This is a genomic window from Sandaracinaceae bacterium (assembly GCA_016706685.1).
In the GTDB taxonomy this organism is placed as follows: domain Bacteria; phylum Myxococcota_A; class Polyangia; order Polyangiales; family Houyiibacteriaceae; genus JADJJE01.
In genome coordinates this window covers 234,701-260,316 of sequence record JADJJE010000004.1, presented here as the reverse complement: position 1 = coordinate 260,316, position 25,616 = coordinate 234,701, and the positions used below count along the sequence as shown (strand labels likewise).

17 protein-coding genes and 1 pseudogene are annotated in these 25,616 nt (G+C 70.5%); 9 read left to right on the top strand and 9 right to left on the bottom strand.

Going from position 1 to position 25,616, the window contains the following annotated elements:
* The first annotated feature begins 68 nt into the window (after positions 1-68).
* Together IPI43_08920 and IPI43_08915 are read left to right on the top strand one after the other, a co-directional pair.
* On the top strand, positions 69-1,028 hold the full coding sequence (locus tag IPI43_08920; GenBank protein MBK7774250.1) for a hypothetical protein: 960 nt from the start codon (positions 69-71) through the stop codon (positions 1,026-1,028).
* Positions 1,025-2,434, top strand: a complete 1,410-nt coding sequence (locus IPI43_08915) for a hypothetical protein (GenBank protein MBK7774249.1) — start codon at positions 1,025-1,027, stop codon at positions 2,432-2,434. The genes IPI43_08920 and IPI43_08915 overlap by 4 nt, the downstream gene beginning before the upstream one ends.
* A 118-nt stretch (positions 2,435-2,552) precedes the next feature.
* Here IPI43_08915 and IPI43_08910 read toward each other — a convergent pair whose 3' ends face one another.
* Positions 2,553-4,337, bottom strand: a complete 1,785-nt coding sequence (locus tag IPI43_08910; protein ID MBK7774248.1) for a 30S ribosomal protein S1 — start codon at positions 4,335-4,337, stop codon at positions 2,553-2,555.
* 577 nt (positions 4,338-4,914) lie between these two features.
* On the opposite strand from IPI43_08910, the gene IPI43_08905 reads away from it, so the two are divergent.
* From IPI43_08905 to IPI43_08885, 5 genes and pseudogenes are all read left to right on the top strand, one after another.
* On the top strand, positions 4,915-5,556 hold the full coding sequence (locus IPI43_08905) for a hypothetical protein (GenBank protein MBK7774247.1): 642 nt from the start codon (positions 4,915-4,917) through the stop codon (positions 5,554-5,556).
* Between the two features lie 10 nt (positions 5,557-5,566).
* Positions 5,567-6,589 carry a hypothetical protein gene (locus IPI43_08900; GenBank protein MBK7774246.1) on the top strand — a complete coding sequence of 341 codons (1,023 nt, stop codon included), beginning with the start codon at positions 5,567-5,569 and terminating at the stop codon, positions 6,587-6,589.
* A gap of 59 nt (positions 6,590-6,648) precedes the next feature.
* A pseudogene (locus IPI43_08895) lies at positions 6,649-7,181 on the top strand (gamma-glutamylcyclotransferase).
* 153 nt (positions 7,182-7,334) lie between these two features.
* The gene (locus IPI43_08890) at positions 7,335-10,811 is read left to right on the top strand and encodes a hypothetical protein (protein ID MBK7774245.1); all 3,477 of its coding nucleotides are present in this window, start codon (positions 7,335-7,337) and stop codon (positions 10,809-10,811) included.
* Positions 10,811-12,346 carry an outer membrane protein transport protein gene (locus tag IPI43_08885; protein ID MBK7774244.1) on the top strand — a complete coding sequence of 512 codons (1,536 nt, stop codon included), beginning with the start codon at positions 10,811-10,813 and terminating at the stop codon, positions 12,344-12,346. Before IPI43_08890 ends, IPI43_08885 begins: the two co-directional genes overlap by 1 nt.
* On the opposite strand, the gene IPI43_08880 is transcribed toward IPI43_08885, so the two are convergent.
* Both IPI43_08880 and IPI43_08875 read right to left on the bottom strand, forming a co-directional pair.
* Positions 12,290-12,568: a helix-turn-helix transcriptional regulator gene (locus tag IPI43_08880; protein ID MBK7774243.1), complete on the bottom strand. Its 279-nt coding sequence runs from the start codon at positions 12,566-12,568 to the stop codon at positions 12,290-12,292. The genes IPI43_08885 and IPI43_08880 overlap by 57 nt on opposite strands.
* A gap of 1 nt (position 12,569) precedes the next feature.
* Complete coding sequence (locus IPI43_08875; GenBank protein ID MBK7774242.1) at positions 12,570-13,829, bottom strand: HipA domain-containing protein; 1,260 nt, start codon at positions 13,827-13,829, stop codon at positions 12,570-12,572.
* Between the two features lie 105 nt (positions 13,830-13,934).
* Here IPI43_08875 and IPI43_08870 point away from each other — a divergent pair, with 105 nt between their 5' ends.
* Complete coding sequence (locus IPI43_08870; protein MBK7774241.1) at positions 13,935-15,017, top strand: 23S rRNA (adenine(2503)-C(2))-methyltransferase RlmN; 1,083 nt, start codon at positions 13,935-13,937, stop codon at positions 15,015-15,017.
* A gap of 74 nt (positions 15,018-15,091) precedes the next feature.
* Positions 15,092-15,637, top strand: a complete 546-nt coding sequence (locus IPI43_08865; GenBank protein ID MBK7774240.1) for a hypothetical protein — start codon at positions 15,092-15,094, stop codon at positions 15,635-15,637.
* A 30-nt stretch (positions 15,638-15,667) separates the two neighbouring features.
* Here IPI43_08865 and IPI43_08860 read toward each other — a convergent pair whose 3' ends face one another.
* From IPI43_08860 to IPI43_08835, 6 genes are all read right to left on the bottom strand, one after another.
* Positions 15,668-16,354 (bottom strand): (d)CMP kinase, encoded by a 687-nt coding sequence (locus IPI43_08860; GenBank protein MBK7774239.1) that lies wholly within the window; start codon positions 16,352-16,354, stop codon positions 15,668-15,670.
* Positions 16,351-17,703 (bottom strand): 3-phosphoshikimate 1-carboxyvinyltransferase, encoded by a 1,353-nt coding sequence (gene aroA, locus IPI43_08855; protein MBK7774238.1) that lies wholly within the window; start codon positions 17,701-17,703, stop codon positions 16,351-16,353. Before aroA ends, IPI43_08860 begins: the two co-directional genes overlap by 4 nt.
* A complete protein-coding gene (hisC, locus tag IPI43_08850; GenBank protein MBK7774237.1) occupies positions 17,700-18,815 on the bottom strand; it encodes a histidinol-phosphate transaminase in 1,116 nt (371 codons plus the stop codon). The genes aroA and hisC overlap by 4 nt, the downstream gene beginning before the upstream one ends.
* A 93-nt stretch (positions 18,816-18,908) precedes the next feature.
* Complete coding sequence (gene mutS / locus IPI43_08845; protein MBK7774236.1) at positions 18,909-21,530, bottom strand: DNA mismatch repair protein MutS; 2,622 nt, start codon at positions 21,528-21,530, stop codon at positions 18,909-18,911.
* 12 nt (positions 21,531-21,542) lie between these two features.
* Positions 21,543-24,044, bottom strand: coding sequence for a hypothetical protein (locus IPI43_08840; protein ID MBK7774235.1), 2,502 nt, complete (start codon positions 24,042-24,044; stop codon positions 21,543-21,545).
* Positions 24,044-25,552 (bottom strand): hypothetical protein, encoded by a 1,509-nt coding sequence (locus IPI43_08835; protein MBK7774234.1) that lies wholly within the window; start codon positions 25,550-25,552, stop codon positions 24,044-24,046. The genes IPI43_08840 and IPI43_08835 overlap by 1 nt, the downstream gene beginning before the upstream one ends.
* Positions 25,553-25,616 lie beyond the last annotated feature (64 nt).

Below are 25,616 nucleotides of genomic sequence, written 5' to 3'. Positions count from 1 at the left end.
GCGCAACGCGGCACGGAACCCGACCACCAGAAGTGGCATACTTCCCAGCCCTGACCCGGAGGCTCCTCATGCTCGCGATGCACACGCTCGAACTCCCCGCCGCCGCCGACCCGCAGCCGGTGCACGCCGCGGTCGGGCGCATCGCGCAACAAGAGGCCGCAGGTGGCGAGCGCACCTTCCTGATTCAGGAGCCCTCCCCCGCGCGGCAGGCCGCGGCCGCCTCGCAGCAAGCCGTGCAGGGACCGCCAGGGTTCTCGCTGGCCCTCCAGCGCGTGGCCCCGGGCGAAGTGCTGACCCCCGCCGACGAGCCCGCCCGCGTGTGCGTCTACATCGTGGTGCGCGGCGAGCTGCGCAGCAGCAGTGGCGAGGCGCTCCCTGCGCGAAGCATGCTGCTGGCGGAGCCCGGGGAGCGTGTGCGTTTGGCCAATGGCGACACCCCCGCCGAGGTGCTGCAGCTGACCTTCGTGCCGCGCACCGGCCGGCCTCTGGTGCCGGGGCGTCGCGTAGCGCGTCAGCGCGACCTGCGCCCGCTCCGCTCGCGCCCGCCCTTCTCGCTGGTGCCCGACGAGATCGGCGACTTCCTGAGCCCGCGCGACCTGTACCTGGCGCTGGGACCCACGGCGCGCGGCCCCGTCGGCTTCCGCGTGGCGGGCCCCGACGAGCTGGTGGCCGTGTTCGTGCAGACGCCGCGCGGGACGGGCCCGGCGCTGCACGTGCACACGCTCAGCACCGAGATGTTCTGTGTGCTCGAGGGCCGCTTCGAGGTGAGCTGGGGCGACCACGGCGAGCACAAGGTAGAGCTGGGGCGGCTCGACACCATCGTGATCCCGCGTGGGTTCAACCGCGCCTTCACCGCCCTGTCCGAGGGCGAGAACTGGATCCTGCCCATCGTGGTGGGGACCAACGACGAGACCGAGGACATCCTCTGGCTCGACCACATCTTCGAGGCGGTGCGGGCCCGGCACCCGCTGCTGGCGGCCATCGCCTCGCGCACCAAGCTCCAGGTGGGGCGCCGCGCCTCCTCATGAGGCTGGGCCCCCACTCCCGGCGTGGAGTGCTCGCGTTCGCTGCGGCGGTGCTTCTGGGGGCGCTCCTGCTGGGGAACATGGCGCAGCAGGGCGCCCAGGGTGCAGACCACGGAGCGAGCGCGGGCAGCCCCCTGGCCAACGCGCCATGGCTGAGCGGAGGCGTGGACGTGGGCGAGACGGACCTCGTGCCCCTGGCCCGCGCCATGCGTGCCGTGGGGCTCACCACCCTGCAGGTGTCGCACGAGGCCACTTTGCGCGAGTGGGACCGCGCGTCGCTCGACTTCGGTGAGTCCGAGCCCGGTGCGCTGCAAGCGCGGCTGCGGGCGGCACGCGAGGCGGGCCTCTCCGTCATGCTGGTGCTGCGCGTGCGGCTGGACCCTGCGAGCCCGCCCAACCGCCACCTGTGGCATGGGTTGGCCTGGCCGCGTGACGCAGAGCTGGACGCGTTCTTCGCGCAGTACCGCGACTACGTGCTGTGGGCGGCCGACCTCGCCGCTCAGGAAGGTGTGGCGCTGCTGGTGGTGGGCAACGAGCTCAACGCGCTCACCAGCACGGCCGTGGACGTGCCCGGCGTGCTGGCCCACGCGCTGAGCGACGCGCAGCTGGACCGCGAAGCGAACGACCTCGCGACCTGCGCAGCCACGGGCCCCGTCACCTGGCACGACGGAGGCACCTACCCGGACCTCCCGAGCGCGGTCGCCGGTGAGCACCGCGCCCTGCGCGCGTGGGGTGCCGCGGTGGCTGGCCCCGACACGGGTCGCGCCACGCGCTTACGGCAGCGGCGGCAACGCCACGAGGACCACTGGCGCACCCTCTTGGACGAGGCACGCGCGCGCTTTCCGGGGCTGCTCAGCTACGGCGCCGGCTTCGACACCTACGCCGAGGTGGGCTTCTGGGACGCCACCGACGCCATCGTGTCCACGGCCTACTTCGGGCTGCGCCGCGCAGGTGAACGCGGCGACTTCGAGGCCGCGTGGAAGCGCCACCTCCGCAACCTCGCGCGCGTGGCCGAAGCCCGCCCCAGCCGTCCCGCCCTGCCTGTGTACTTGGGCGAGCTGGGCTTCACGCGCCGCGCGGGCAGCGCCGTGCGCCCCTGGTCCTACGAGGGCTTCGAGGTGCTCCCGAGCGCGTCTGAGGGCCAGCGCGAGTGCGTGGAGTGGTCGCGGCAGCCGTTGGACCCGAGTGAGCGCGTCCGCGCGCTGGACGCACTGGCGGCCGTGCTGGCCGACGGCGCGCTGCCCTCACTGCGGGGCTTCAGCCTGTGGAAGCTCACCCTCCAGGACGATCACTTCGGCCTAGAGCCCTATGCCATCCGGCTGCAGGGCCCCGCGGAGGAGGCGCCCTCCGTGGACGTCGACACCCTGCGGGCCGTGCAGCGACTCAGCGTGGCAGGACCGCGGCAGTGAGGACGCACGTCGCCGGGTCGTAGTCAGGCGCACTGCAGCGAGGTTAAACGGCAACGGGCCGACCCCCGAAGAGGCCGGCCCGCGCCGAAGGGGAGCGCGCTCACGCACGCTCCATGTCTCACTCGTCGTCGTCGTCGTCCGCGTCGGCCGAAGGCGCCACGCTCAGGCCGCCCAGCTTGCCCTTGAGCAGGTCGCCCAGGGTAGCCGCGCTCGGCCGCGAGCTCGGGGCAGCCACGCGCGGGCGCGACTTCTGAGCCTCGGGGTCGTACTTCATCTCGCTGCGGACCTCGGAGCCCTCGGCGCTCTTGAGGGACAGCGTGATGCGACGGTCCTCGTCGTCCAGGCGAATGACCTGAGCCTTGACGATGTCGCCGGCGTTGAGCACCGAGCCCGGGTCCACCGACAGGTCGTGGTGGATCTCGGCGCGCGGGATGCTGCCTTCGACGTTCTGCTCGAGCTCGACGTGGGCGCCGTACTCGTTGGTGCTGACGACGCGGACCTCCACGACGGTACCCTCGGGGTAACGGTCGGGGATGAACATCCACGGGTCCTCGTAGAGCTGCTTGATGCCGAGGCTGACCTTCTTCTCCTCGTCGTTGACCGAGAGGATGATGGCCTGCACCTCGTCGCCCTTGCGGTAGAGTTCCGCCGGGTTGTTGATGCGCTGCGTCCAGCTGAGGTCGGACTTGTGCACCATGCCGTCCACGCCGTCCTCGATGCCGATGAAGACACCGTAGTCCGTGATGGAGCGCACCTTGCCGAGGATGACGTCACCGGGGTTGTACTTGTCGGTGAAGACCGTCCACGGATCCGGCTCGAGCTGCTTGAGGCCGAGGCTGATGCGCTTGTTCTGCGCGTCGATGTCGAGGACGATGCACTCGACCTCTTGGCCCATGTCGAGCACCTTGCTGGGGTGCTTGGGCTTGGTCCACGTCATCTCGCTGACGTGGATGAGGCCCTCGACGCCCTGCTGGAGCTCCACGAAGGCGCCGTAGTCCGTGATGGACACGACCTTGCCGGAGATCTTCTTGCCCGGCGCGTACATGTCCGCGGCCTGGTTCCACGGGTCTTCCATGGTCTGCTTGAGACCCAGAGAGACGCGCTCGGTCTCGGCGTTGTACTTGAGGACGCGCACGGTGACCTCGTCGCCCACGTCGAACATCTCCGACGGGTGGTTGACGCGGCCCCAGCTCATGTCCGTGATGTGGAGCAGGCCGTCGATGCCGCCCAGGTCCACGAACGCACCGTACTCGGTGATGTTCTTGATCGTGCCGGTGACGATCTGGTCCTCCTGGAGGTTCTCCAGTGTCATGGCCTTCAAGCGGTCGCGCTCCTTCTCGAGGAGGACGCGGCGCGAGAGAACGATGTTCCCGCGCTTCTTGTTGAACTTGATGACCTTGAAGTCGAAGGTCTGGCCGAGCAGCTTGTCGAGGTTCCGCACGGGGCGGAGGTCGACCTGCGAGCCGGGGAGGAAGGCCTTCACGCCGCCCGGGATGGTGACCGAGAGGCCGCCCTTCACGCGCTGGGTGATGGTGCCCTCGATCAGCTCGTCACGCTCGCACGCGGCGCTGATCTCGTCCCACACCTTGAGCTTGTCCGCCTTCTCCTTGGAGAGCATGACGAGCCCGTGCTCGTTCTCCTTGCTCTCGACGAGGACGTCCACGCGGTCACCCACGGCAACGTTCACGGCGCCGTTGGCGTCGTAGAACTCGTGGATGGAGATGACGCCCTCGGACTTGTAGCCGATGTCGACGACGACGGTGTCCTTGCCGACCTTGAGCACCGAACCAGAGACGATGTCGCCTTCCTGGATTTGATCGGACTGGGTGGTGGACGCTTCGAAGAGTGCCGCGAACGATTCGGCGGCGGGGTTGGCCGTGCGGGCCTGAGTTGTGTCGGTCATGTAGTGGTTTACGTGCCTTGGGGGTGACCAGAATGGTCCCGGCCCGAAGCCCGGTTGGGGTGTTGGGAATATCCGCTTGGCCGACCACGTTGCGCTTCTGTCCGCGCGCTCCCGTCAGGAGAAGCAGGGGTGGCAGCGCCACCGGCCAATTGGAGCATGAACCCGCGGGAAACCCGTGGGGGCCGAATCGATAGCAGCGGGGGGGTGGCGTGTCAATGCACGCAGCCGTGGCGCGTGGGTGGCGTGATCGATCCGCCGGGGCGGCGGGGTCGCGGCGGGCACGGACGCGCTGGCGCGTCCTGTCGGGACTCCCTGGAAAACCGCACTTCGCTGCGCTCCGTTTGTTTTCCGGGTCCCCCCACGCCCTTGCTGACCCCCGCCCCGCCCCGGCTGCTGGTGACGTCTCGAGTCGGCATCCGGGTGAGCCTGCATGGGAACGCGGGGGGCGCTGGCGTGAACCCCTCGCTCGAGGACACCTCGGTGTCCGTCACCAGACGGCGCGCGCCGTTGCGCGGACCTGGAATGGACAGCGAAGGCTTGGGACTGGGTCCTCCCGCTCGGTATGCTAGGGACCGGCATGGGCTACAGGGATGATCGCGAAGCGCTGATCGCAGAGCGCGATGCCCTTCGGAGGGATCTCGAAGAGCGTACGGCGGAGTTGGAGGCTCTGAAGGCCGAGGACGCGGTCGAGGATGAGTTCGCCCGCGTGTGCGAAGTCGCGACAGAAGAGAAGGCTCTGAGCGGCGAAGACATCACTGCAAAGGCCCCGAGCCCCGCAAGAGAGCGCTCGGGGGTCTCGGTCGCCATAGTCCTCGGCTCCCTGGCGGTCGGCTTCGCGATATCCTACTTCGACGCCACGCGCGAGGATGACTCGCGCATTACCGAGCAGCGTACCGCCCCCCAAGAGCATGGCGATCCAGGGAGATCCGGCGTGCGCGTGCGTCCGAGCCTCCGGTCGTGTGTCCCCGAAGCCTCGAGGGAGACGTTCTACGTGCGGGCGGTCATCTCGGACACAGGCGTGGTGACGAGCGCCGCCGTGCGTGGCACCAGCCTCGGGCCGCTCGTCGGGGAAACCCCCGCGAGCACCTGCGTCGAAGCTGCTGTGTTGGGGCAATCCTTGCCATTGCTTCACGACGTGACGGTCGTGTTCCCCATCGAACCAGCGCTCCCCGAAGACATCGTGTGGGGGGCGGCCATCGCCCACATGTCGCGTCCCTAGCGAGGTCTGCATGAGCTCCCACACGCAACTCTCGGCTTTCGTGCTCATCAGCTGCCTCCTGGGCGGATGCACGAGCCGCAGCGCGCCGGCAGCCCAGTCGAGCGCAGGGCATGAAGCCGCTGAACCGCTGGCCACCCCGCAGCAGGACGGGACGAAGCCGCTGGGAACCCCGCTCGATACGGGATGGTCTGAAGCGGACGCGGCGGATTGTCCGCGACGCCTCGCCCGCTTCGAGAGCCGCTTGCAAGAGCTCGACGTTCACCCGAGCCGGATGCTCTTCGGTCCGCCGCTCGACCAACTTCCCTTGCTACCTGGTGTGCGCCCACCCGACACGCAGGCCATGGAGCTCCGCTTCGAGGATGGGGTGGTCTATGTGGACGGGACGCGGGTCGGCGTCATCGATGCGCCACTACCCGAGGCGGTTGCGGAGCGGGTGGTTCGCGTCATGGAGAACTATCGCATCCTTCACCCTGACTCGGTGCGCCACACGTGGCCCGTGTATGTCTTGGCCAGTGCGCGGGTGCCCGTCGCGGGGCTGACCGCGTGGCTGTCTGCCCTGCCGGGCAACGTCGAGCTCCAACTCGTGGTGCGCACGGCGCCGTGGACACCGCGCGCGGCCGCGCCCGAGGGCGGCAGAGACCGCCTACGCGAGATCGAGCTGGAGCTCGACGGTCGTGCGGATCGCAATGGCTTCGCCGACTACATGACGGCTGCGATCGGAGACTGCGACGGAGTGCGAACTGTCTTCGACCGCGCCCTAGGAGTGGACTGGGCACGACAGGGAGCGTTCATGGTCGACGGACTCACGGCGATGGCCCGCGAATGTGGCTGCGACCGAGTCGACGTCGATCTGCTGGAGCTGCTGTCCGTTCGGTTGCTCGGCCCCACGTCACCTCCCGTGGGGGCGCTCCCGTTCCGCCTCAGCGACGCACCGGACGCGTGGCAGCCAGCTGTCGAGCAAACCGTGGAGCACCTTGCAGGTCGGGCGCTGGCGGCCGTGACCGCCGGGCAGGTGCTCCAGGTCAGGCGCTAGCACCACGCGAGCGAGCCGCTGGTCCAGGCGGGCTCGGCTTGTAGTGCTAGGTTCCCGCCGTGTCGGCTGAGGCTCCGCTCTGGGTGTTCGGGTATGGGTCGCTCGTGTTCCGGCCGGCGTTCGCCTTTCTGCGGCGCGAGCCCGGGTGGGTCACGGGGTATGCGCGGCGGTTCTGGCAGGGGAGCACGGACCATCGCGGGGTGCCGGGGGCTCCGGGGCGGGTGGTGACGCTGGTGCCCGAGGCCGGGACGCGGTGTTGGGGGGTGGCCTATCTCGTGGCGGAGGAGCTGCGGAGCGAGGTGCTGGGGATGCTCGACCACCGTGAGCAGGGGGCTATGCGCGGCACGCGGCGGACGTGGAGCTGGCCGGGGGCGAGGTGGTGGAGGCGCTCGTGTACGTGGCCACGGCCCAGAACGAGGAGTACCTGGGGGAGGCGCCGCTCGAGGAGATCGCGGCGCAAGTGCGGGCCTCGCACGGGCCGAGCGGAAGCAACGTGGACTACGTGCTGCGCCTGGCCGAGGCCCTTCGGGAGCATCAGGCAAGCGACGAACACGTGGAAGCGCTGGCGCGGCTGCTGACCGCGGCGGGCTGAGCGGAGGCCACGCCGCCCAGGAGGGGGGCCCACGAATGGGGTTGACAGGTGGACAATAATCCACTAATTGAACTGCGTTCGGCACACATTTCGGTGCATGTCGGGTGGCGCTTACAACGTGGGAAAAGGTCAGAGGCCATGACACGAGTAGGAATGAGAATCGCGCTTGGGGCAGGTGTGTTGGGGCTCCTGGCGTGTGCGCCCACCATGGACACCGAGCGCCAGGCGGTGGCACGCGGGACCCTGGGCGAGGAGGTCTATCGCATCGCCTGTCAGCGCATCGCCCGGGAGGCCTACCCCAGCGATGTGAGCGGCTATCTGAGCCGTGAGCTGTGCCGCGGGCTCGCGGGCCCGGAGACGGCCGCCCCGGGTCGCCTGCAGGCGCTGGCCGAGCAGCGCGGCGCCACCGTGGAGGCCCTCGACCGCGTGCTGCCCGCCAGCGCCGAGGACGACCTGCAGGCCATGCTCGTGAACATCCTGTCGCTGTACGACCTGCCCGCCGAGGTGCTGCCGTCCAACACGCGTGAGCTGGGTGCCCTGCTGCAGCGCATGGAGGCCGACACCGAAGCCACGAACGCGCTGGGCCGTATGGCCGCGCGGCGCGGGCTGCGCAGCACCGAGCTGCAGCTGGGGGTGATGGCCCCCGCCCTGCTCTACCCCGACCTGCCCGGCGTGACGCGCACCGCCCTGGGCGCCCTGGGTGATGGCGGTGTCGCAGAGGGCGCCTTCGTGGAGCTCACGAGCGCGCTGGCACTCGAGCTGGCCACGCTGCAGGCCGACGACCCGTCCGAGGCGGGGACGCTGGACGTGTCACGGGCGCTGCTGGCCAGCACGCACCCCACGCTTTCTGGCGGGCTCGAGGGCTGGTACGCGGTGCGCGACGAGCGCGGCCTGCCGGTGCCGCGCGCGCTGGGTGTGAACGGCTTCGTGGATGGCGACGGCGATGGCCTGGCGGACGTGAACGCGGACGCGCGCTTCGTGGATGCCGACGGCGAGGAGCTGTTCCTGCCTACGCCGTACGCCACCGCGCTCGAGGCGATCGGTGACACGGCCCTGCGTGACGCGCGTGGGCTGGCCGCGGGCGAAGGCGGGCTGCCCATGTACACCGCTCGCAACGCGGACGGAACGCTGCTGGCGGCGCTGCTGCGCGAGACGCGCCCGTGGCTCGCGGGGGAGACACCGGTGGTGGAGGACGCCGCAGTGGCCCTCACCGCACAGTTGGGGCCGGAGGTGGCCACCACGCGCGACTTCGGCGAGCTGGCGCACCCGTACACCAGCTTCGACACCAGCGCGGGGCCCGCGTTCGACCTGGTGCACGCCACCGGTGCGCTGCTGGACCAGCCCGAGACGCGCGACGCCCTGACGCTGGCGCAGCAGCTGTTCGCCGACCACGAGAGCGAGCTCACGGCGCTCATCGACGCTGGCCTCTTTGGTGACGCCGTGGCCGAAGACTTCCCGGACGTGGCGCTGCGCACGGACAACGAGCTATGGGACGACGTGCTCTCCGTGGCCGAGCGCATGGCGCGGCGGCCCGGCATGATGGAGGCGCTGCTGCGTGCGCTGAGTGACCCGCGCTCGGACCGCCTGGGCCAGATCCTGGCGGACATGGCGCGTCATCGCGACCGGCCCACGCTGGCGGCGGCCAACGGCGGCCGCGACACGCCGCTGCTCCGTGGTCAGGAGTGGACCACCGCGGTCAACCGCAGCAGCCCGGACAACGGGGCCAACCAGAGCCTGCTGCAGCAGACGCTGAGCGCCATGCACGAGCTCAACGGCGCGGAGTTCTGCAACAAGCAGGACGCGCACATGATCATCCGGGTCGCGGGCCTGCGCATCGACCTGATGGACAACGCGATCCTCCGCGTCTTCGGGCTGGAGCTGGATCCGTTCGACCGCTGCGAGCTGCTGCGCCTCGAGAACACCACCGAGGCGTATGTCTTGTCCATCCAGGGGCGCCTGGATCTCGAGCCGCAGATCAGCGCGGCCCTGCCGGGCTACCTGACGTTGCTGACCGACATCGCCGACGCGCTCAACATCGGCGCGCTCACGCTGGACGGCATCCTCGAGGACAACAGCGGCATCCCGGGGCTGACCACCACGCCCACGCCCGAGGCGATGAACCGCCTGGTGTACTCGCAGTGGAACGAGTTCCTGACCGAGATGCTGGAGCGCCCCACCACGCGCGACGGGGTGGACGTGGCCACGCGCCACAGCGGCAACGTGCTGCTGGCGTGGGAGCGCAACTTCCGCTTCTGCGGGGACCAGCTGCTGGAGGGCGGCCAGACCTGCGCGGGCGCGGTGCAGAACATCACGTTCTACGAGGCCTTCACGCCGCTGCTCTCGGTGTTCACGGACTTCGACCCGGCCGCCACGCGCACGGGGGACTACCTGTTCGGCGCGCTGTCGGGGGCGCTGCACCAGCACTACCCCACGGCCGCGAACAGCATGTACCAAGAGACCAACCCGGCCGGCGTGGGCTACGCGCACGCTGACGGCGCGGTGGCCTACGAGCCCATCCTCACGCAGCTGCTGGGGGCTTGCGCGTGGGTCACGGCGGGCGGGCCTCGCGTGTGCCAGCCCAGCGCGGCGGCGCAGCTCATCACGCGCCTCGGGCGCCTGCTCCGCACGGCCGACGGGCTCACCATCCGCGCGGGCGTGGACGGCATCGACGCGCTGACGGCCGTGACGGAGATGGCGGTGGACAGCAGCCAGCACCCCACCCTGCGCAACCGCGGGGGCAGCCGCACCACCCAGACCAACAGTGGCAGCCGCACCGTGAACTACTCGCCGGTCTACCTGCTGCTCGACGCGCTCTCCGCCGTGGACGACGCGTGGGAGGCTGCGCCCGAGCAGCACGAGCGCTGGTTGCGCGCGCGCGGCACGGTGGTGGACCAGCTGCTCACGGTCACTCACAGCGGCACCGACTTCAGCCTGACCAACCGACGCGCGCTGGGCATCCTCAGCGTGGTGGTGGACTTCCTCACCGAGCGCATCGACGAGCACGTGGCGGACGGGGACCTTGGCCCTTGGGCGCGTGGCCTGACCGCGCGCCTCGAGACCACGCTGAGCGGTCCGCTGCCCACCGCGCTGCTGCACCTGTTCGATGCCATGTCGGCCGACCCGGCGGCGCGCAGCAGCCTGTTCGGTCTGCTGTCGCATCTCATCGCGGAGGACGGCGGCTACCTCACCACGCTGGTGGCCACGCACGACCTGCTGCAGGTGCTGGACGACGACGACAACATGCGCCCGCTCGGGAGCGTGCTGGCCACGGCGCTGGCGTCCGAGGTGCGCGACGCCATCGCGAGCGGCGCGCCCGTGCAGGTGGACGGAAGCGTGGCGGACCAGACGGTGGAGCTGCTGCGGCAGTTCGCGGCGCTGGACGCGAACGACACCCTTCCGGAGCTCTTGGCGCGCGCGGTGACCCCACGCAGCGACACGGACGTGAGCACGCCCATGGACACGCTGCTGGACGTCATCGCGGAGGTGAACCGCACGGCGCCGCACACGCAGACGCCCTTCCGGGCGGCCGACCACACCGTCCTCTTCCACGAGGTGAGCGACTTCCTGCTCGATCCCGAGCGCGGGCTCGAGCGCCTCTACGCCGTGGTGCAGTCCCGGGAGGGCGAGTGATGACCCGACAGAACAAGATGCTTCGCGCCGCGAGCCTCGGCCTGCTGCTGGGCCTGCTGGGGAGCGCGTCTCCCGCGCAGGCCGGCGGCTTCTATTTCCAGGACCGCGGCACTCGCCCAGCCGGGCGCGGGTTCGCCTTCGTGGCCGGCGCCGACGACCCGCAGGCGCTGCACTACAACCCGGCGGGCCTGGCCTACTCGGGGCAGCAGCTGCTGCTGGACGTGAGCTTCACGTGGTTCCGCGGCGAGTACACGCGCGTGGACTCGGGCGGCAACACGCTGCCCACCATCGACCTCGACACCATCCCGCTGCCCATCCCGGGCCTGGCCTACAGCCACCCGCTGAGCGACGAGTTCACGCTCGGCGTGGGGCTCCTGGTGCCCAACGCGCTGCTGGGGGACTACCCGGATGGCGTCACGGCGGACGGCGCGCCCTGCAACCCGGACGAGGACCCGGCATGTCAGGCCGCACCGCAGCGCTACTCGCTCTACAGCCTGGCGGGCACGGCGCTGGTGCAGCTGGACATGGCGCTCGCGTGGCGTCCGCACCCGCGCATCTCGTTCGGCGCAGGCCTGGGCGTGCTGCTCGGGAACTTCAACGCCGAGGTGGGCCTGAGCGCCTGCGACAACGCCATCTGCGCGCAGCGTGAGAACCCGGACTTCGACGCGCGCGCCTCCATGTCGCTCGAGCGCTTCTGGGACCTCGCGCCGCACGTGGGCGTCATCGTGGACCTCGACAAGCTGCGCCTCGGGGCTTCGCTGCGCTTCTATCCGCGGGGCATACAAGGCACGGCGGACCTGCGCGTGCGGCTGCCCGCCGACCCGTTCTTCGAGGGCGCTGCGGTGGACGGCGACAAGGCACGCGTGAACATCGAGCTGCCCGTGATCTTCCGGGTGGGCGCCGAGGTGCGCCTGTTGGACAGCCTGCGCCTCGAGGGCGCGTTCGTGTGGGAGCGCTGGTCGCGGCAGGAGGAGATCTCCATCCAGCCCATCGACGTGACGCTCACCGACGTGACCGCCATCGGTGACTACGCCGTGGGCGCGCTCAGCATCCTGCGCGACATGAACGACACCATCTCCCTGCGCCTCGGCGGCGAGCTGAGCGTGCTGGACGGGCGCATGGACCTCCGCGCCGGCGTGGCGTTCGAGAGCTCGGGCTTCGACAACCGCACGCTCACGGCCATGACCATCGACACGCGCAAGGTGTCGCTCGGCTTCGGCGGCAGCATCCAGGTGACCCCGGGCTTCTACCTGGACGTCACCTACGCGCACGTGTTTCTCCAGAACCGCACGGTCACCAACAGCGCGGTGCAGCAGCCCAACGGCATCCGCCCGCCCACGAGCGGGGCCGACGCGGTCTACATCGGCAACGGCCGCTACGAGTGGTCGGCCGACATGTTCGCGGTGGGGCTGCGGTACCAGTTCGACGCGGGGGACGCGCCTGCCGAGCCCCCGCCGGCCGAGCCCGAAGCTGCGCCCTCAACTGGCGCGGACGAACCCCAGCCGCAGCCCGAAGGCGCTCCCGACGCGCTCTAGCGTCTCGACCGTGGGGTTGCCCTCGCCGCGCTCGATCTGCGCGATGGTCAGCCGGGACACGCCCGCCACCTTCTCGGCGAACTCACCCTGGGTCATGCCCGTGACCTGGCGCATGCGGCGCACCGTCTCCGCGAGGTCCAGGCGTCCGGCGTCGAGGTCCTCGAACAGCGCCACGCGCGCGGCCTGGCGCTCCTGCACGCTGAGCTTCTTCATCCGGCCCATGTCAGCCTCCTTCCACCGCGGCGAGCGCGGCGCAGGTGTCGGCGATGGCCCGCTCACGGCGCGTGACCACGTCGGCGTCCACGCCGGCCTCCCGCATGAGCTGGGCGGCCGTGCTCAGCCGCACCCCGAACGCACGCAGCGCGGGCGCGGTGACCTCGCGTGGCACGACGGCGGGCAGGCGCAGCGCGAGCCCCGTCACCACGTGATTCCAATCGGGGGGGCCTCCCCGCTCGGACTCCCAGCGCGTCTGTCGCGTGATGAGGTCTGGGTCGAGGAACATGGGCGCAAAGTCGTAAACGGGGGACAGCTCGACGCGCCCGTCGGCGTGCTTCAAGAGAGACGTGTTGCGCCCGTGGTTGTCGGGGTTGCCGAGTGCCAGGGCGGCGACGTCGCGCAGCAGCAGCTCGAGGAGGTCCGCGCGGGGGTCGTCCACCACGGCCGCGAAGGCCACCGCGAGCTCTTCGAACAGGAGCCTGGCCCCTGGTTCGATGACGCCCATCACGGAGTAGGCGCTCTCCATGCCCAGCCGCTGGACCACGGAGCCCACGCGCCGCCGGTCGAAGCGCGGCACCACCAACGTGCCGTCCACGTGACGCAGCGGCTGCCCGCAGCGCAGGCCGAGCGCGCGCAGCACCTCCAGGTACGGCGCCTCGTTGGCCAGCACGGCGCCGTCTTGACGCGTGCGTCCGCGTGGGAACTTGAGGATGTAGTGCTGGTGGGCGCGCGCATCGGGGAGCGCGCCATCGGCGTGGAGCCGGCCATGAGGGTCCGCCGTCATGAGCAGCTTGGGAGACGCCCCGCCCGTGTCGCTGGAGCCGGTCATGGGGATGCGCTGGCTCTCGGCCCACGCGCGAAACGCATCGCCTCGGGCCACAATCTCGGCGAGCTCGACCCCGTCCAGGCTCTCCTCGGTGGACGTGACGGCGGCGCTGACGCGCAGGTTGCCCACAGGGTTGCGAGCGCCCGCCTGCAGCACGTGCCAGTCGCTGGTGGGCAGGCCATCTCGCCGCAGCTTGGCCACCACCTCGCGCCGCGCCTCGCCCTGCGGCAGCATGTCCATCAGGAACGCGGGGAAACCTGTGCAGCGCCAGTGCTCGTAGGTCACGGGGTGGCGCACGGACACCGCTCGGCAGTCACGAGCCCCCAACGCCTGCTCCACGTAGATGAGGTCGTAGTCCAGGAGGCTGGCTGCTCCAGAGTCCCGCCGCTCACCCAACAGGAGGACGTTTGCGCCGGTATGAAAGGCGTTCTGGACGTACACTTCGATAGAGCAGGATTCGGTCACTTTCAAAAGACTATCATACAGACCATTAACGGCAAGACTTGGCGATACGAAGCGTCAAATGCAAACCAAAGCATTCATATAATGGACGAAGCCCGGGTAACGGAGGGCGCTCCAGCGCAGGCGAGCATCTTTGATACGGGCGGTCTCGACCAGCTGCGCAAGGCGCTGCGACTGCACCCGCAGCACCTCCGTGCCGTTCGAAACGCCTACTTGAAGGACTTTGCCACGGTGCAGACCGCGCTCGCCAGCTTCCCCGAGCCGCAACGTATCCAACTCGAGACCATCGTCCTGACGCAACGACACGACTCGTCGCTGGACGGCGCCTCCAAGCTGCTGCTGCGCACCACCGCTGGGCAGCTCACCGAGGCAGTGGTGCTGCGCGCGGCGAGTGGGCGCTCCACCCTGTGCGTGTCCAGCCAGGTGGGCTGCGCGGCGGCTTGCCGCTTCTGCGCCACAGGCAGCATGGGCGTCGCCCGCGGGCTGGCGGTGGACGAGATCCTGGGGCAGGTGGTCATCGCGGGGCGCCTGTTGCGCGAGGAAGGCCGGCGGCTGCGCAACGTGGTGTTCATGGGCATGGGCGAGCCCTTCCACAACGAGACCCACGTCACCGAGGCCATCGCGCTCTTGGTGGACCCCGCGGGCTTCAACCTGGCGCCCGAGAAGGTCATGGTGTCGAGCGTGGGCGTGGTGGACGGCATGCTGCGCCTGGCCCAACGCTTCCCGCGCGTGCGGCTGGCGCTCAGCCTGCACAGCACCAGGCAAGACGTGCGCGAGCAGCTGGTCCCTCTGGGGAAGCGCTTCCCCTTGGACGACCTGCGGCGCGGCGTGGCGGCGCTCAACGCGCTGCAGCCCGCCCCCGTGATGCTGGAGTACCTGATGCTGGCTGGCCTCACCGACACCGACGAGGATCTGGCAGCGCTGCTCGCGTGGAGCGAGGGGCTGAGCGTCCACGTGAACCTGATCCCCTACAACCCCATCGCGAGCGCGCCCGAGCTGGTGGGCACCACGATGGAGGACTGCCGGCGCTTCGCCGCGCGCCTGAAGCAGGCCGGGCGCACGACCACGGTGCGCCGCAGCCTGGGTGGCGACATCGAAGCGGCGTGTGGTCAGCTGGTGAAGGCGCAGTCGCTGTTGGAGCGGCGAGGCGGGCGAACGACGGACTGAGGCAGATCGATTCAGGCGGTGGCCGACTGAGCTGGTGTACAGCGTGCTTCTTCCGGTGCGAGGATGGCAGCGTCATGACCCCCACCCCACGCTCCACGCAGCTGCTGTTCTGGCTGGGGAGCGCCCTCTTCGCGCTGGCGGTGGGCGTGAACACCTACGTGGTCATGCTCGCCCACGGCGAAGTCCACGACGCTACCAAGGTGGCCTCCGCTGTGCTGCTCGCAGCGGGCGCGACGTTCGTCACGGGGCTGCCGCTGGGCGCGCTGCTCGGCATGCTGCCACGTGGCTTTGGGCGCCCTGGCGTCATCGTGGCGTGGGTTGCCGTCGGGCTCGCCATCGGGCTGCTGTTCGTCAGCGAACAGACATTGCTCACGGCACTGCTCGACGAGGACCCCGTCGACTTCATCCTCACCGGCTGGCTGTGGGATCACTACGGCTGGGCAGGATCCGTGCTCTACCTGGTGACCGTCCCGATCGACGTCGTCCTGTTCATGGTCGCCGCGGTCATGATGGGCGTCGCGCCGTTCGTGCTGCCGCCCGTGGTGGGCCTGTGCAGCGGCTTCACCTGGGTGCTCTTGGCGTTGCCGTTCTTGCTGTGGGCTGCGCGTCGCGCGGCTTGATCCCACCACACCCGCCATCCAGGCCTTGTCTCAAGCCCCGGCAGCCCGCGCCAGTGCCGCGATCTCGGCGATGACCGCGTCCATGCTCTTGTGCGTGCTGTCGAGGTGCACGGCATCAGCGGCTGGACGAAGCGGCGCCACCTCGCGGCCGCTGTCCTGCGCGTCACGGGCCTCGATCTGCTGCAGGATGTCGGACTCGCTGGCCACCTGCCCACGCTCGGCCAGGTCCAGCACGCGGCGCTTGGCGCGCTCCGTGGCGGCCGCCGTGAGGAACACCTTCACTTCGGCGTCGGGGAACACCACGGTGCCGATGTCGCGGCCCTCGAGCACCACCCCACCCTCGGCGCCGAGACGCCGCTGCAGCCCCAGCAGCGCGTCACGCACGGGCGGATGAGTGGCCACCTTGCTGGCACCGGCCGCGATGTCGGTGGTGCGAATCTCGTCGGCGCGGTCCACGCCGGCGATGTGCAGGCGCGGCTCGCCACTGGCGCTCAGCACGAAGGTGAGGTCCAGCTCGCTGGCCAGCTTGCCGAGCGCCTCGGCGTCGGTCCACGCGATGCCCGCGTCCTGCGCCGCGAGCGCCACGCCGCGGTAGAGCGCGCCGGTGTCCACCAGCACGAAGCCCAGCTCCGCCGCCAGCTTGCGTGCCGTGGTGCTCTTGCCCACACCCGCCGGACCGTCGATGGCCACCACGGGCCGCGCGCGACCGGCGCTCACGAGACCACCTCCACCTCGATGCGTGCGCCCAGGGAGCGCAGCAGCTCGGGGAAACCGGGGAAGCTGGTCTCCACGCACTCCACGTCGTCCACGATGGTCTCGCCCTCGGCACACAAGCCCAGCAGCGCCGCGCTCATGGCGATGCGGTGGTCGCCCTGGCTCTCCACACGCGCCGCGTGCAGCGGACCGCCCCCGTCGATGATCATGCCGTCGGGCAGCTCTTCACACGGGCAGCCGAAGTCGCGCAGGGCCTTGGCCATGACCGCGATGCGGTCGCTCTCCTTCACGCGCAGCTCCTCGGCGTCGCGGATCTCGGTGCGGCCCTTCACGGTGGCGGCCAGCACCGCCAGCGCGGGCACCTCGTCGATCATGCGCACCAGCAGCTCGCCGCCCACGGTGGTGCCGCGCGCCTGCGCGAACGACGCCGTGAGGTTGGCCACGGGCTCGCCACCTGCGCCGTCGCCCTGGGACTCGATGTCGGGGGCCACGCCCATGAAGCGCAGCGCGTCGAAGAAGCCCGTGCGCGTGGGGTTCACGCCCACGCCGGTGGTGCACACGCGGCTGCCCGGCACCATCTGCGCCGCGGCCAGCATGAAGGTGGCGCTCGACGGATCGCCCGGCACCTCCCAGGTGAACGGGTCCCAGCCGCCCGACCAGCTGGGGTCGTTGGGGTCCAGCTTGCACATGGAGCCCACAGTCTCGAGCGGAACCCCGAGGGCGATCATCATGCGCTCGGTGTGGTCGCGGCTGAGCACGGGCTCTCGGATGATGGTGGGGCCGCTGGCGTAGAGGCCAGCCAGCAGCATGCAGCTCTTCACCTGCGCGCTGGCGATGGGCATGTCGTACTCGATGCCGCTGAGCGACTCGCCCTCCACCAGGGGCGCGATGGAGATGGGCGGATACAGCGCGTTGGGCTTTGCGCCGGACGTGCCCGCGATGTGGGCCCCGCGCGCGCGCAGCGGCTCGATGACGCGCCCCATGGGGCGCCGCATGAGCGAGTGGTCACCCACCATGCGCGAGCCGAAGCGCTGGGCCGCCAAGAGCCCCGCCAGCAGGCGCATGCTGGTGCCGGAGTTGCCGCAGTCCAGCACCTGCTTGGGCATCTGCAGGCCGCGCAGGCCCACGCCGCGAATGCGCGCCGAGCGGTCGCCGAGCTGGATGTCCACGCCCATGGCGCGGAAGCAATCGGCCGTGGCCACGTTGTCGAGCCCGCCGGAGAGGCCCGTGACGTGGCATTCGCCGCGCGAGAGCGCGCCGAAGATGATGGCGCGGTGGCCAATGGACTTGTCGCCGGGGATGGCGACCGAGCCGCGCAGGGGGCCGCTCTTCTGAACTCTGTAGCGCTTCATGGGGTCCCTGGGGGCTCGGTGTCGCGCGCGCGGAACGCGGCGAAGGCTTCCAGCATGGTGTCGTTCTCGGCCGGCGAGCCGAGGCTCACGCGGAGGTGGTGTCCGAGCGGCGGCCCGAACGCGCGCAGGATGACGCCCCGGCGCAGGAACCACTCGTAGGCCACGGGAGAGGGCGCGTCGACGCTGACCAGCACGAAGTTGGCTTCGCTGGGGGCGACCTCGTAGCCCTGGGCCGTGAGCGCGGCGACCACGCGCGTGCGCTCGCTGGCGTTGAGCGCGATGGCCTTCTGCAAGTGCTCGTGGTCACCCAGCGCCGCGATGGCGGCCGCCTGGGCCAGCAGGTTCACGTTGAACGGCGCGCGCAGGCGCTCGAGCCAGTCGATGGTGTCGCGCTGAGCCACGGCGTAGCCCACGCGCAGCCCGGCGAGGCCGTAGGCCTTCGAGAAGGTGCGCAGCACGATGGTGCGCGGGTGCAGGTCTCGAAGCGCCATGCCGCTGACGAAGTCGGGCGCCGTCACGAACTCGGCGTAGGCCTCGTCCAGCACGGGCATGACCTCGTGCGGGAGGGACGTGAGCAGATGACGCAGCGCCTCCCCACCCACGTAGGCTCCCGTCGGGTTGTTGGGGTTGGACAGGAACAAGATGCGCGTGCGCGGGGTGACCGCCGCGAGCATGGCAGGCACGTCCCAAGCCAGACCATTCAGCAGCGGCACGTCCGTGAAGGGCACCGCGCCCGCCACGCACGCGATGCGGTAGCAGAGGAACGACGGGTCCCCGAACACCACGTGGTCGTCACCGCCCGCGAACACGCGGCTGATCAGGTCGATGAGCTCGTTGCTGCCGTTGCCGAAGGCCAGCTCGCTGGGGGTGATGCCCCAGTGCGCCGCCACGGCGGTGCGCAGGTCGTGGGCGCGTGGGTCGGGGTAGCGGTGCACCTCCGCCATGAGCCGCGTGACCACCTGGGCCACGCGCGGCGAGGCCCCGATGGCGCTCTCGTTGCTGGCCAGCTTCACGGGATGCTCGATGCCGTACTCGCGCCGAATCTGGTCGATGGGCGTCCCTGGGACGTAGGGCGCGAGGCGCTGAATGTGCGGTGGAACGAGGCTGGACATCGGCTCTCTCTGTACCGGCGGGGCCGACGGGTCCGCGCTGGCCACCGCAGTATGCTGTCTCGCGCCCTGCCAGCAACCACGTTTCCGGCGGCGCTACTCTTGCCGCGCGAGGAGGCCGCGCAGGCGCGAGAGGGCCACCAACGCGTCCACGGGCGTCATGCGGTCCACGTCCAGCTCGGCCAGCGTGCGCTCCACCTCGGACGGGCCACGCACGGCCTCGCTGGCGGGCACGAACAGCGACAGCTGAGCCTTGCCCGCCTCGTCTACCGGGCGCATGCGCGCGTGGGCGCCAGACGGCAGCGCCGCCCCGCGCTCGAGGTCCTGCAGCAGCGCCTTGGCGCGCGCCAGCACGATCGGCGGAACGCCTGCCAGCCGAGCCACCGCGATGCCGTAGCTGCGGTTGGCGCTGCCCGGCACCAGCTTGTGCAGGAACACCACCGTCTCCCCGTGCTCACGCGCCGCCACGTTGAAGTTCACGGCCCCCGGGCGGGTCTCCGCCAGCTCGCACAGCTCGTGATAGTGCGTGGCGAAGATGGCGCGACAACCGATGGCGTCGTGCAGGTGCTCGGCCACCGCCCAGGCGATGCTGAGGCCGTCATAGGTGCTGGTGCCGCGCCCGATCTCGTCGAGGATGACCAGCGAACGCGCTGTGGCGCCGCGCAGGATGGCGGCCGTCTCGTTCATCTCCACCATGAAGGTGGACTGCCCGCGCGAGAGGTTGTCGCTGGCCCCCACGCGCGTGAAGACGCGGTCCACCACGCCGATGTGCGCGCTCTTCGCAGGCACGAAGCCGCCCGCTTGGGCCAGGATCACGGCCAGCGCCACTTGCCGCATGGCCGTGGACTTGCCCGCCATGTTGGGCCCCGTGAGGATCATCAGGCGCTGCCCATCCGTGTCGAGCTGGACGTCGTTGGGCACGAACTCGCCCGCCGCTGCGAGGCGCTCCACGATGGGGTGGCGCGACTCCAGCAAGCTGAGCCCGCTCGAGTTGTCCACGGTGGGGCGCACGTAGTCGTAGCGGTGCGCCACCTCGGCCAGGGCCGCGTGGACGTCCAGCACGGCCAGCTCGAGGGCTAGCGCGCGGAGTCCATCGGCGGCCGCACGCACCGCCTCGCACAGCCGCGCAAAGTGCGTGGCCTCGAGCGCCTTGGCACGGTCATCGGCCGTGAGGATGCGCTCCTCCAACACCACCAGCTCTTCGGTCACGAAGCGCTCACCGTTGGCGATGGTCTGCTTGCGGATGAAGTGCGGCGGCACGTTGGCCAAGTTCGAGCGCGTGATCTCGAAGAAGTAGCCGAACACCTTGTTGAAGCGGATCTTCAGCGAGCCGATACCGCTCGCCTCGCGCTCCTTGCGCTCGAGCTCGAGGACCACGTCCTTGCCCGACTCGGACAGGCCGCGCAGCTCGTCCAGCTCCGCGTCCACGCCCTCGCGGATGACGCCGCCGCCGCGCTCGCTGGTGGGCGGGTCGTCCACCAGGTCGGCCGCCAGCAGGCCGTGCAGCACCGGCTGCAGCGCGCGCGGCATGGCATCGCGCAGCGGATCATCCATGAGCCCACCACCGGCACCGCCCAGCAGCTCAGCGATGTCGTGGGCCGCACGCAGCGTGGCCCGCACCTGCCCGAGGTCACGCGGCGTGGCGCTGCCCATCGCGGCGCGCGTGGCCAGACGCTCGAGGTCACCCGCTTGGGCCAGCATCGCGCGCAACGTTCCGCGCAGCAGCGGGTCGCCCACCAGCGCCTCCACCTTGTCTTGCCGCCGGCGGATGCGCGCCACGTCGGTGAGCGGCGCCAGCAAGCGGCGGCGCAGCAGCCGCGCACCCATGGCGGTCTTCGTGGCGTCGAGGTGATGCAGCAGCGAGCCCTGCCGCTCGCCACCCAGCGTGCGCACGAGCTCCAGGTTGCGCACGGCGGCCTCGTCCAGGATCAGCTGCTCGCTCGGGTCGTAGAGGCCCACGCGCTGCACCGAGAGGGCCGTGCCGGGCTGGCTGGCAGCGGCATAGGCCATGACGCTCTCGATGGCTGCGAGCGCCTCGCGCCCGAACGCGGCGCGCGTGTCCGCGGCCTGCGTCGCACCCAGCACCTCGTCCAGCAGCGAGGCCGTCAGCGGCGCCGCGAGCTGCAGCGGGGTGGCCGGGAGCTGTTCGCGCAGCGCGTCCGGCAGCGCCCCCTCGAGGAGAGGCAGCAGGATCTCGCGCGGGTCCAAGCGAGCTAGCTCCGCCAGCGCTGCGCGCACGTCGGGTAGCTCGCAGGCCCTCAGCGAACCGGTGGAGAGATCGAACGCGCACAAGCCCACACGCTCGCGCCCGGGATGCAGGCCAACCAGATAGTGGTCCGCGCGGTCGTCCAGCGCGTCCGGCTCGAGGCACAGCCCGGGCGTGATCACGCGCACCACCTCACGGGGCACCACGCCCTTCACGGTGGACGGGTCCGCCATCTGCTCGCAGATGGCCACCTTCTGTCCGAGACGCAGGAGGCGCGTGAGGTAGCCCGTGGCGGCGTGGTGCGGCACGCCCGCCATGGGGATGGGGTTGCCGTCGGGGTCCTTGCCGCGGAACGTCTGCACGATGCCCAGCAGCTCGGCGGCGCGCACGGCGTCGTCGAAGAAGAGCTCGTAGAAGTCCCCCATGCGGAAGAACAGCAGCGCGTCGGGGTACTGCTCTTTGGCCCGCAGGAACTGCAGGATGACGGGGGAGTGACCCTTGCTCGCGGCCACCGGACCCCCGCCCTACTGCACCGTGGTGATGCGGATGAGTGGGTCTAGAGCGTACTGCGCCAGCGAAGCCGACGACGCGTCGATGACGAGCATGTCCTGCCCGTTGGGTGTCAGCGTGAGGTCCGACACGATGCGGCCCAGGTCCAACAGCGCAATGGGCGGCAGCAGACGCGTGGTGATCGTGAGCGTGGAGGTCAGGCCCTCCATGGTGGTGATGGCCGTTCCGTCCGAACGACGGGCGCCGATGTGGAACGCCACGTAGGGGTTGATGTAGGCCCGGTTGGCGAAAGCGCGGCCTTCCACACGAGTCTGCGGATTGGCCGGGTCGACCGGGAGCGTGGCGTCCACACGGCAGCTTCCGCCCACGGAGACCACGCGGTGCAGATACGAAGCGAACGAACTGCGGACCACGTACGACGTGCGCGAGTGCACCGCGAACGGTGTCACCCCTGCGAAGCACGTTTGCACGTCTTCGAGGGTGTAGGCCACGGGCGAGTCGCCCGCGACGGGGCTGCCTGTGACGTCACGTAGGATCGGTGCACGGAGCACCGCTTCACCCTCGCGGGCTTCCACGATCTCGAGGAACACCGGGTCACGGTCTTCCACGTCCAGGAACGGACGGCAGCGCTCGAAAGCAGAGTCGGTGCCGGCTGCCAGCGCGGTTTGGACCGACGGGCTCAGTGCACCCGTGAACACGATGCGGTCGCCCACGTAGCCCGACAGCGGGTCATCGGCGGAGAGCGCCGAGGCGGCGACGTCGGCCTCACCCAGCACACCCCAGCCGCAGAAGTTGCCGTCGGAGGTGCGGAAGAGCGTGCCGTCCGTGGCGTCGAAGCGCCCTGCGCCCACGGCGAACGGGAGCTGGCCTTCCCAGTCGCCCACCCACGTCTGAGACGGGCTGGACCACGGGTCGGCCGAGACGCAGACGATGGACGTGCCGCTCTCCGGGAACGCACGCACCATGCCGCTGGGGCACGTGGCAAAGGGCTCGAGCCGCGGCCCGGAGAGCGTGGACGCGATGCCGTCGTCCTGAATCTGGCCGGGGCTCCCGTCGAACGTCAGCGTGGGGAAACCGAGCAGAGTCGGATCGTCCTCGACGAGCCCGCCGATGCGTGGACGATGCCGCTCGATGCGCACGTTGACGTCGTTGGTCTGCTCTGGGTCGTTGCAACCTGCGCCGCCGCGGCAGGTCGCGTCCAGGTCGTAGACGTCGACGATGGTGAGGTTGCCGTCCACCTGCCCGGCCATCAGGAACACGCCGCGCAGGGCCGCGGGCAGCGCCTCCTCGGCCTCCGTGGTCACGGTTGGGTCGCACTCTTCGGGCGCCATTCCGCTGGCCACGCTGTAGCCGGGGGTGATGACGCGCAGGCGCCCCACGCCCGCGCGCGTGGCGATGCGGTCGTTGGCCTCGTGGCCCGTGTTGACCGCGAGCACGGCCCCGAAGTTCAGCGAGCCCTCCGTGTAGTCCATGGCCAGCACCGAGTTGTCGAGCGCGTCGATGGCGTAGACATAGCGCTGGGTGGCGCTGCGCTCCCCGACCGAGGCCGGCACCGGCGGCGTCAGCGCGACCTCGCGCGTGGGCACGGCTGGCGCGAGCGCGGCGAGCAGCGCGGCGTCCGCACCCGCAGGGTCCAGCACCAAACGATGGATACGCGGAAGGTTGGCGTCCGCGACCAGCAACACGGGCGGCGTGGCGAAGGGGTCTACCACCAGCTGCACGGGCCGGGGCGTGGCACCCAGCTGCGTGGGGACGCGCGGCGCGCCGACGGCAGGGCGCGGCATGTTGGCCTCGAAGCCCTCGGGGCAGTAGCGCTGGTACGGCGCGTCACCCGCCACCTCGGCCACCGCGGCCGGGACGGTGGCGTCGAGCGGGATCTCACGCACGAACGTCAGCGGCGCGGTGGGGTTGGTGGCGTCCACCGCGATCTCGCCGATGGTGCCGTTGTCGGGCAGCGCCACGTACAAGAAGTCTTCGCTGGGCGAGAGCACCATGTCCGCCGGGGAGCCCGGGAGCGCTAGCTCGCCGCCCACATCGGACGTGGCCGTGGCGTCGGGGTGGAACTGCGCGAGCGGCAGCCACGAGATGGTGCGGCTGGTCTGGTTCGCCACATAGGCGTGCCGGGCGGTGAGCGCGGGGACGACCACGGCGGTGGGGTTCTCGCCCACCAGCACGAAGGTGAAGCCCGGGACGCGAACATCGGCGTCCAGCACGAGCCGCTCGTCCAAGTCTACCGCAGCGATCTCTCCCTGCGCGGTCTGTGTGACGAGCGCGATCAGCGCGAAGGCTTCACTGTCGCGGTCGAGCTCGACGGCATCGCAGCTGGCGAGCGGGACGAAGCTGGTGTTGGTACGATCGTAGCAAGCGAACGCCACACGCTCGGGGCGGTCGAAGGTGCGCGGCTGGATGACGGTGCCAGTGTTGCCGCAAGCCGTCAGCAGGTGCAGGGCGGGCACCGCCAGCAGCACCAGCAGCGGCGTGTAGCGCGCCAAGGAAGCCTCACGGGCAGCAGACATCAGAGGCCTCCATCGAGGGTGGTCGGGCGGCCCACGAGGCCCAGCAGCTCGGGCGCACACTCGCGGTCGATCATCCCGGGTTCATCGAGGCAGGCCAGCATGGGGGCCAGGTCCACCACGCGGATGACCGACGTGCGGAAGTCCGCCACGTAGACGCGCTCGCGCACCGCGTCGATCTCGAACTCGAAGGGGCCGGACATGCCGCGCATCACGGCCGCGACCTCGCGCGTGAGCAGGTCCACGACATAGACGTCGCGGCTGTCGAAGCAGCTCACGAACGCGAACTCCCGCCCGTGCAGCGTGGCCACCCGCAGGCGAGAGGGTCCCACTCCCACCTCGATGCTGTCCGCGATGGACAGCGTTCCGTCGGGCTGGATGCCACCGTTCGCGACCACCAGCGTGCCCGGCTGCCGCGTCAGGACCAGCGCGTTACCGGCGCTGTCGAAGGCCACGCCCCGCGCGTCGAGCGTTCCGTCACCGGTGACGCCCACCACACGGGCGATGCCCGCGTTGTAGACCAGACCGTCCTCGGCCACTTGGTCCGCCATGCCGTCCAACGTGACCCCGACCCGCGTGATGAGCGGCGAGACGGCGCTCGGCACCCACACACGCTCGTCTGGCCCGAAGGAAGCCGCGAGCAGCTCGTCGCTGAGCCCCGTGAGCGTGTCCACGAGCACGAGGCCATCGCCTCGGTCGATCAGGTAACTGACCGCGCCAGCGCGATGCACCACCAACAGGGCGCTGCCGGTCTCGCCAGCGACCAGCTCGTCCAGGGGCCGCACGCTGATGCCGAGCGGGTCGGTGGGCAGCTCGATGTCACGCGCCGCGGCGAACGACTGATCCACGTGCCGGAAGGCACCAGTGCAGCGGTGCACCACGTCCGCGCTGTCGCCGCAGGCGAGGCCGCCCGAGGCCAGGTCCACGTCCACGGAGGTGATGTCGGCGTCCGAGCGAATGCCCAGGTAAGCGCGGTCGCCCGTGGCGTTCAGCGCGATGGTCGAGCCGTAACTGCCGACGCGCACCTCACCGCTGATGAGCCCCGGAAGCCGCGTGATGAGCAGCTGTCCGCCAGCATCGTCCACCTGGTCCAGCACGTCGGGCACGATGACGCAGTTCGCGGCGACCGCGCAGCCCTCGGTGTCGCGGCACTGCTCGTCGGTCAGGCCTGCCCGGGGTGCAACACAGACCTCGTCGATGGCCTGGTTGAGGACGGTGAGATCGTAGCTCTGGAGGGAGCCTGCGTTGTAGCGCAGGTTGAAGTTGGAGTTGAGCACCATGAGGTGCGTGGGCGCGCCCGTGTCCGGCTGCCGCATGGCCACCGCGATGGGCGAGAGCAGCAGCCCCTCCGGGGGCGGCGCGCCCGGGTTGCTGAGGCAGCCTCCGAGCAGCCCACTCAGGAGCGCGAGGCGCAGCGCGCGCGCCCGGCCGAGGACGTGGCTGAGCCCGCGACCCTCTCTCGAAGCGACGCGCGGCGCGCGGTCGGGGGACGGGGCAAGGTCGGTTGACATCGGCGCGCAAGGTAGTCGGAACCCATGGGGGGAGCAACCGGCGCCGCGGCGCTGCGCCAAAAAA

Bases quoted from the DNA above. Each gene is read 5' to 3' on its own strand.
- IPI43_08865 (MBK7774240.1), top strand. From the start codon at position 15,092: ATGACCCCCACCCCACGCTCCACGCAGCTGCTGTTCTGGCTGGGGAGC.
- IPI43_08880 (MBK7774243.1), bottom strand. From the start codon at position 12,568: ATGGGCCGGATGAAGAAGCTCAGCGTGCAGGAGCGCCAGGCCGCGCGC.
- IPI43_08885 (MBK7774244.1), top strand. From the start codon at position 10,811: ATGACCCGACAGAACAAGATGCTTCGCGCCGCGAGCCTCGGCCTGCTG.
- aroA (MBK7774238.1), bottom strand. From the start codon at position 17,703: ATGAAGCGCTACAGAGTTCAGAAGAGCGGCCCCCTGCGCGGCTCGGTC.
- IPI43_08915 (MBK7774249.1), top strand. From the start codon at position 1,025: ATGAGGCTGGGCCCCCACTCCCGGCGTGGAGTGCTCGCGTTCGCTGCG.
- IPI43_08900 (MBK7774246.1), top strand. From the start codon at position 5,567: ATGAGCTCCCACACGCAACTCTCGGCTTTCGTGCTCATCAGCTGCCTC.
- IPI43_08920 (MBK7774250.1), top strand. From the start codon at position 69: ATGCTCGCGATGCACACGCTCGAACTCCCCGCCGCCGCCGACCCGCAG.
- IPI43_08840 (MBK7774235.1), bottom strand. From the start codon at position 24,044: ATGTCTGCTGCCCGTGAGGCTTCCTTGGCGCGCTACACGCCGCTGCTG.
- IPI43_08870 (MBK7774241.1), top strand. From the start codon at position 13,935: ATGGACGAAGCCCGGGTAACGGAGGGCGCTCCAGCGCAGGCGAGCATC.
- IPI43_08910 (MBK7774248.1), bottom strand. From the start codon at position 4,337: ATGACCGACACAACTCAGGCCCGCACGGCCAACCCCGCCGCCGAATCG.
- IPI43_08890 (MBK7774245.1), top strand. From the start codon at position 7,335: ATGAGAATCGCGCTTGGGGCAGGTGTGTTGGGGCTCCTGGCGTGTGCG.
- hisC (MBK7774237.1), bottom strand. From the start codon at position 18,815: ATGTCCAGCCTCGTTCCACCGCACATTCAGCGCCTCGCGCCCTACGTC.
- IPI43_08835 (MBK7774234.1), bottom strand. From the start codon at position 25,552: ATGTCAACCGACCTTGCCCCGTCCCCCGACCGCGCGCCGCGCGTCGCT.
- IPI43_08905 (MBK7774247.1), top strand. From the start codon at position 4,915: ATGGGCTACAGGGATGATCGCGAAGCGCTGATCGCAGAGCGCGATGCC.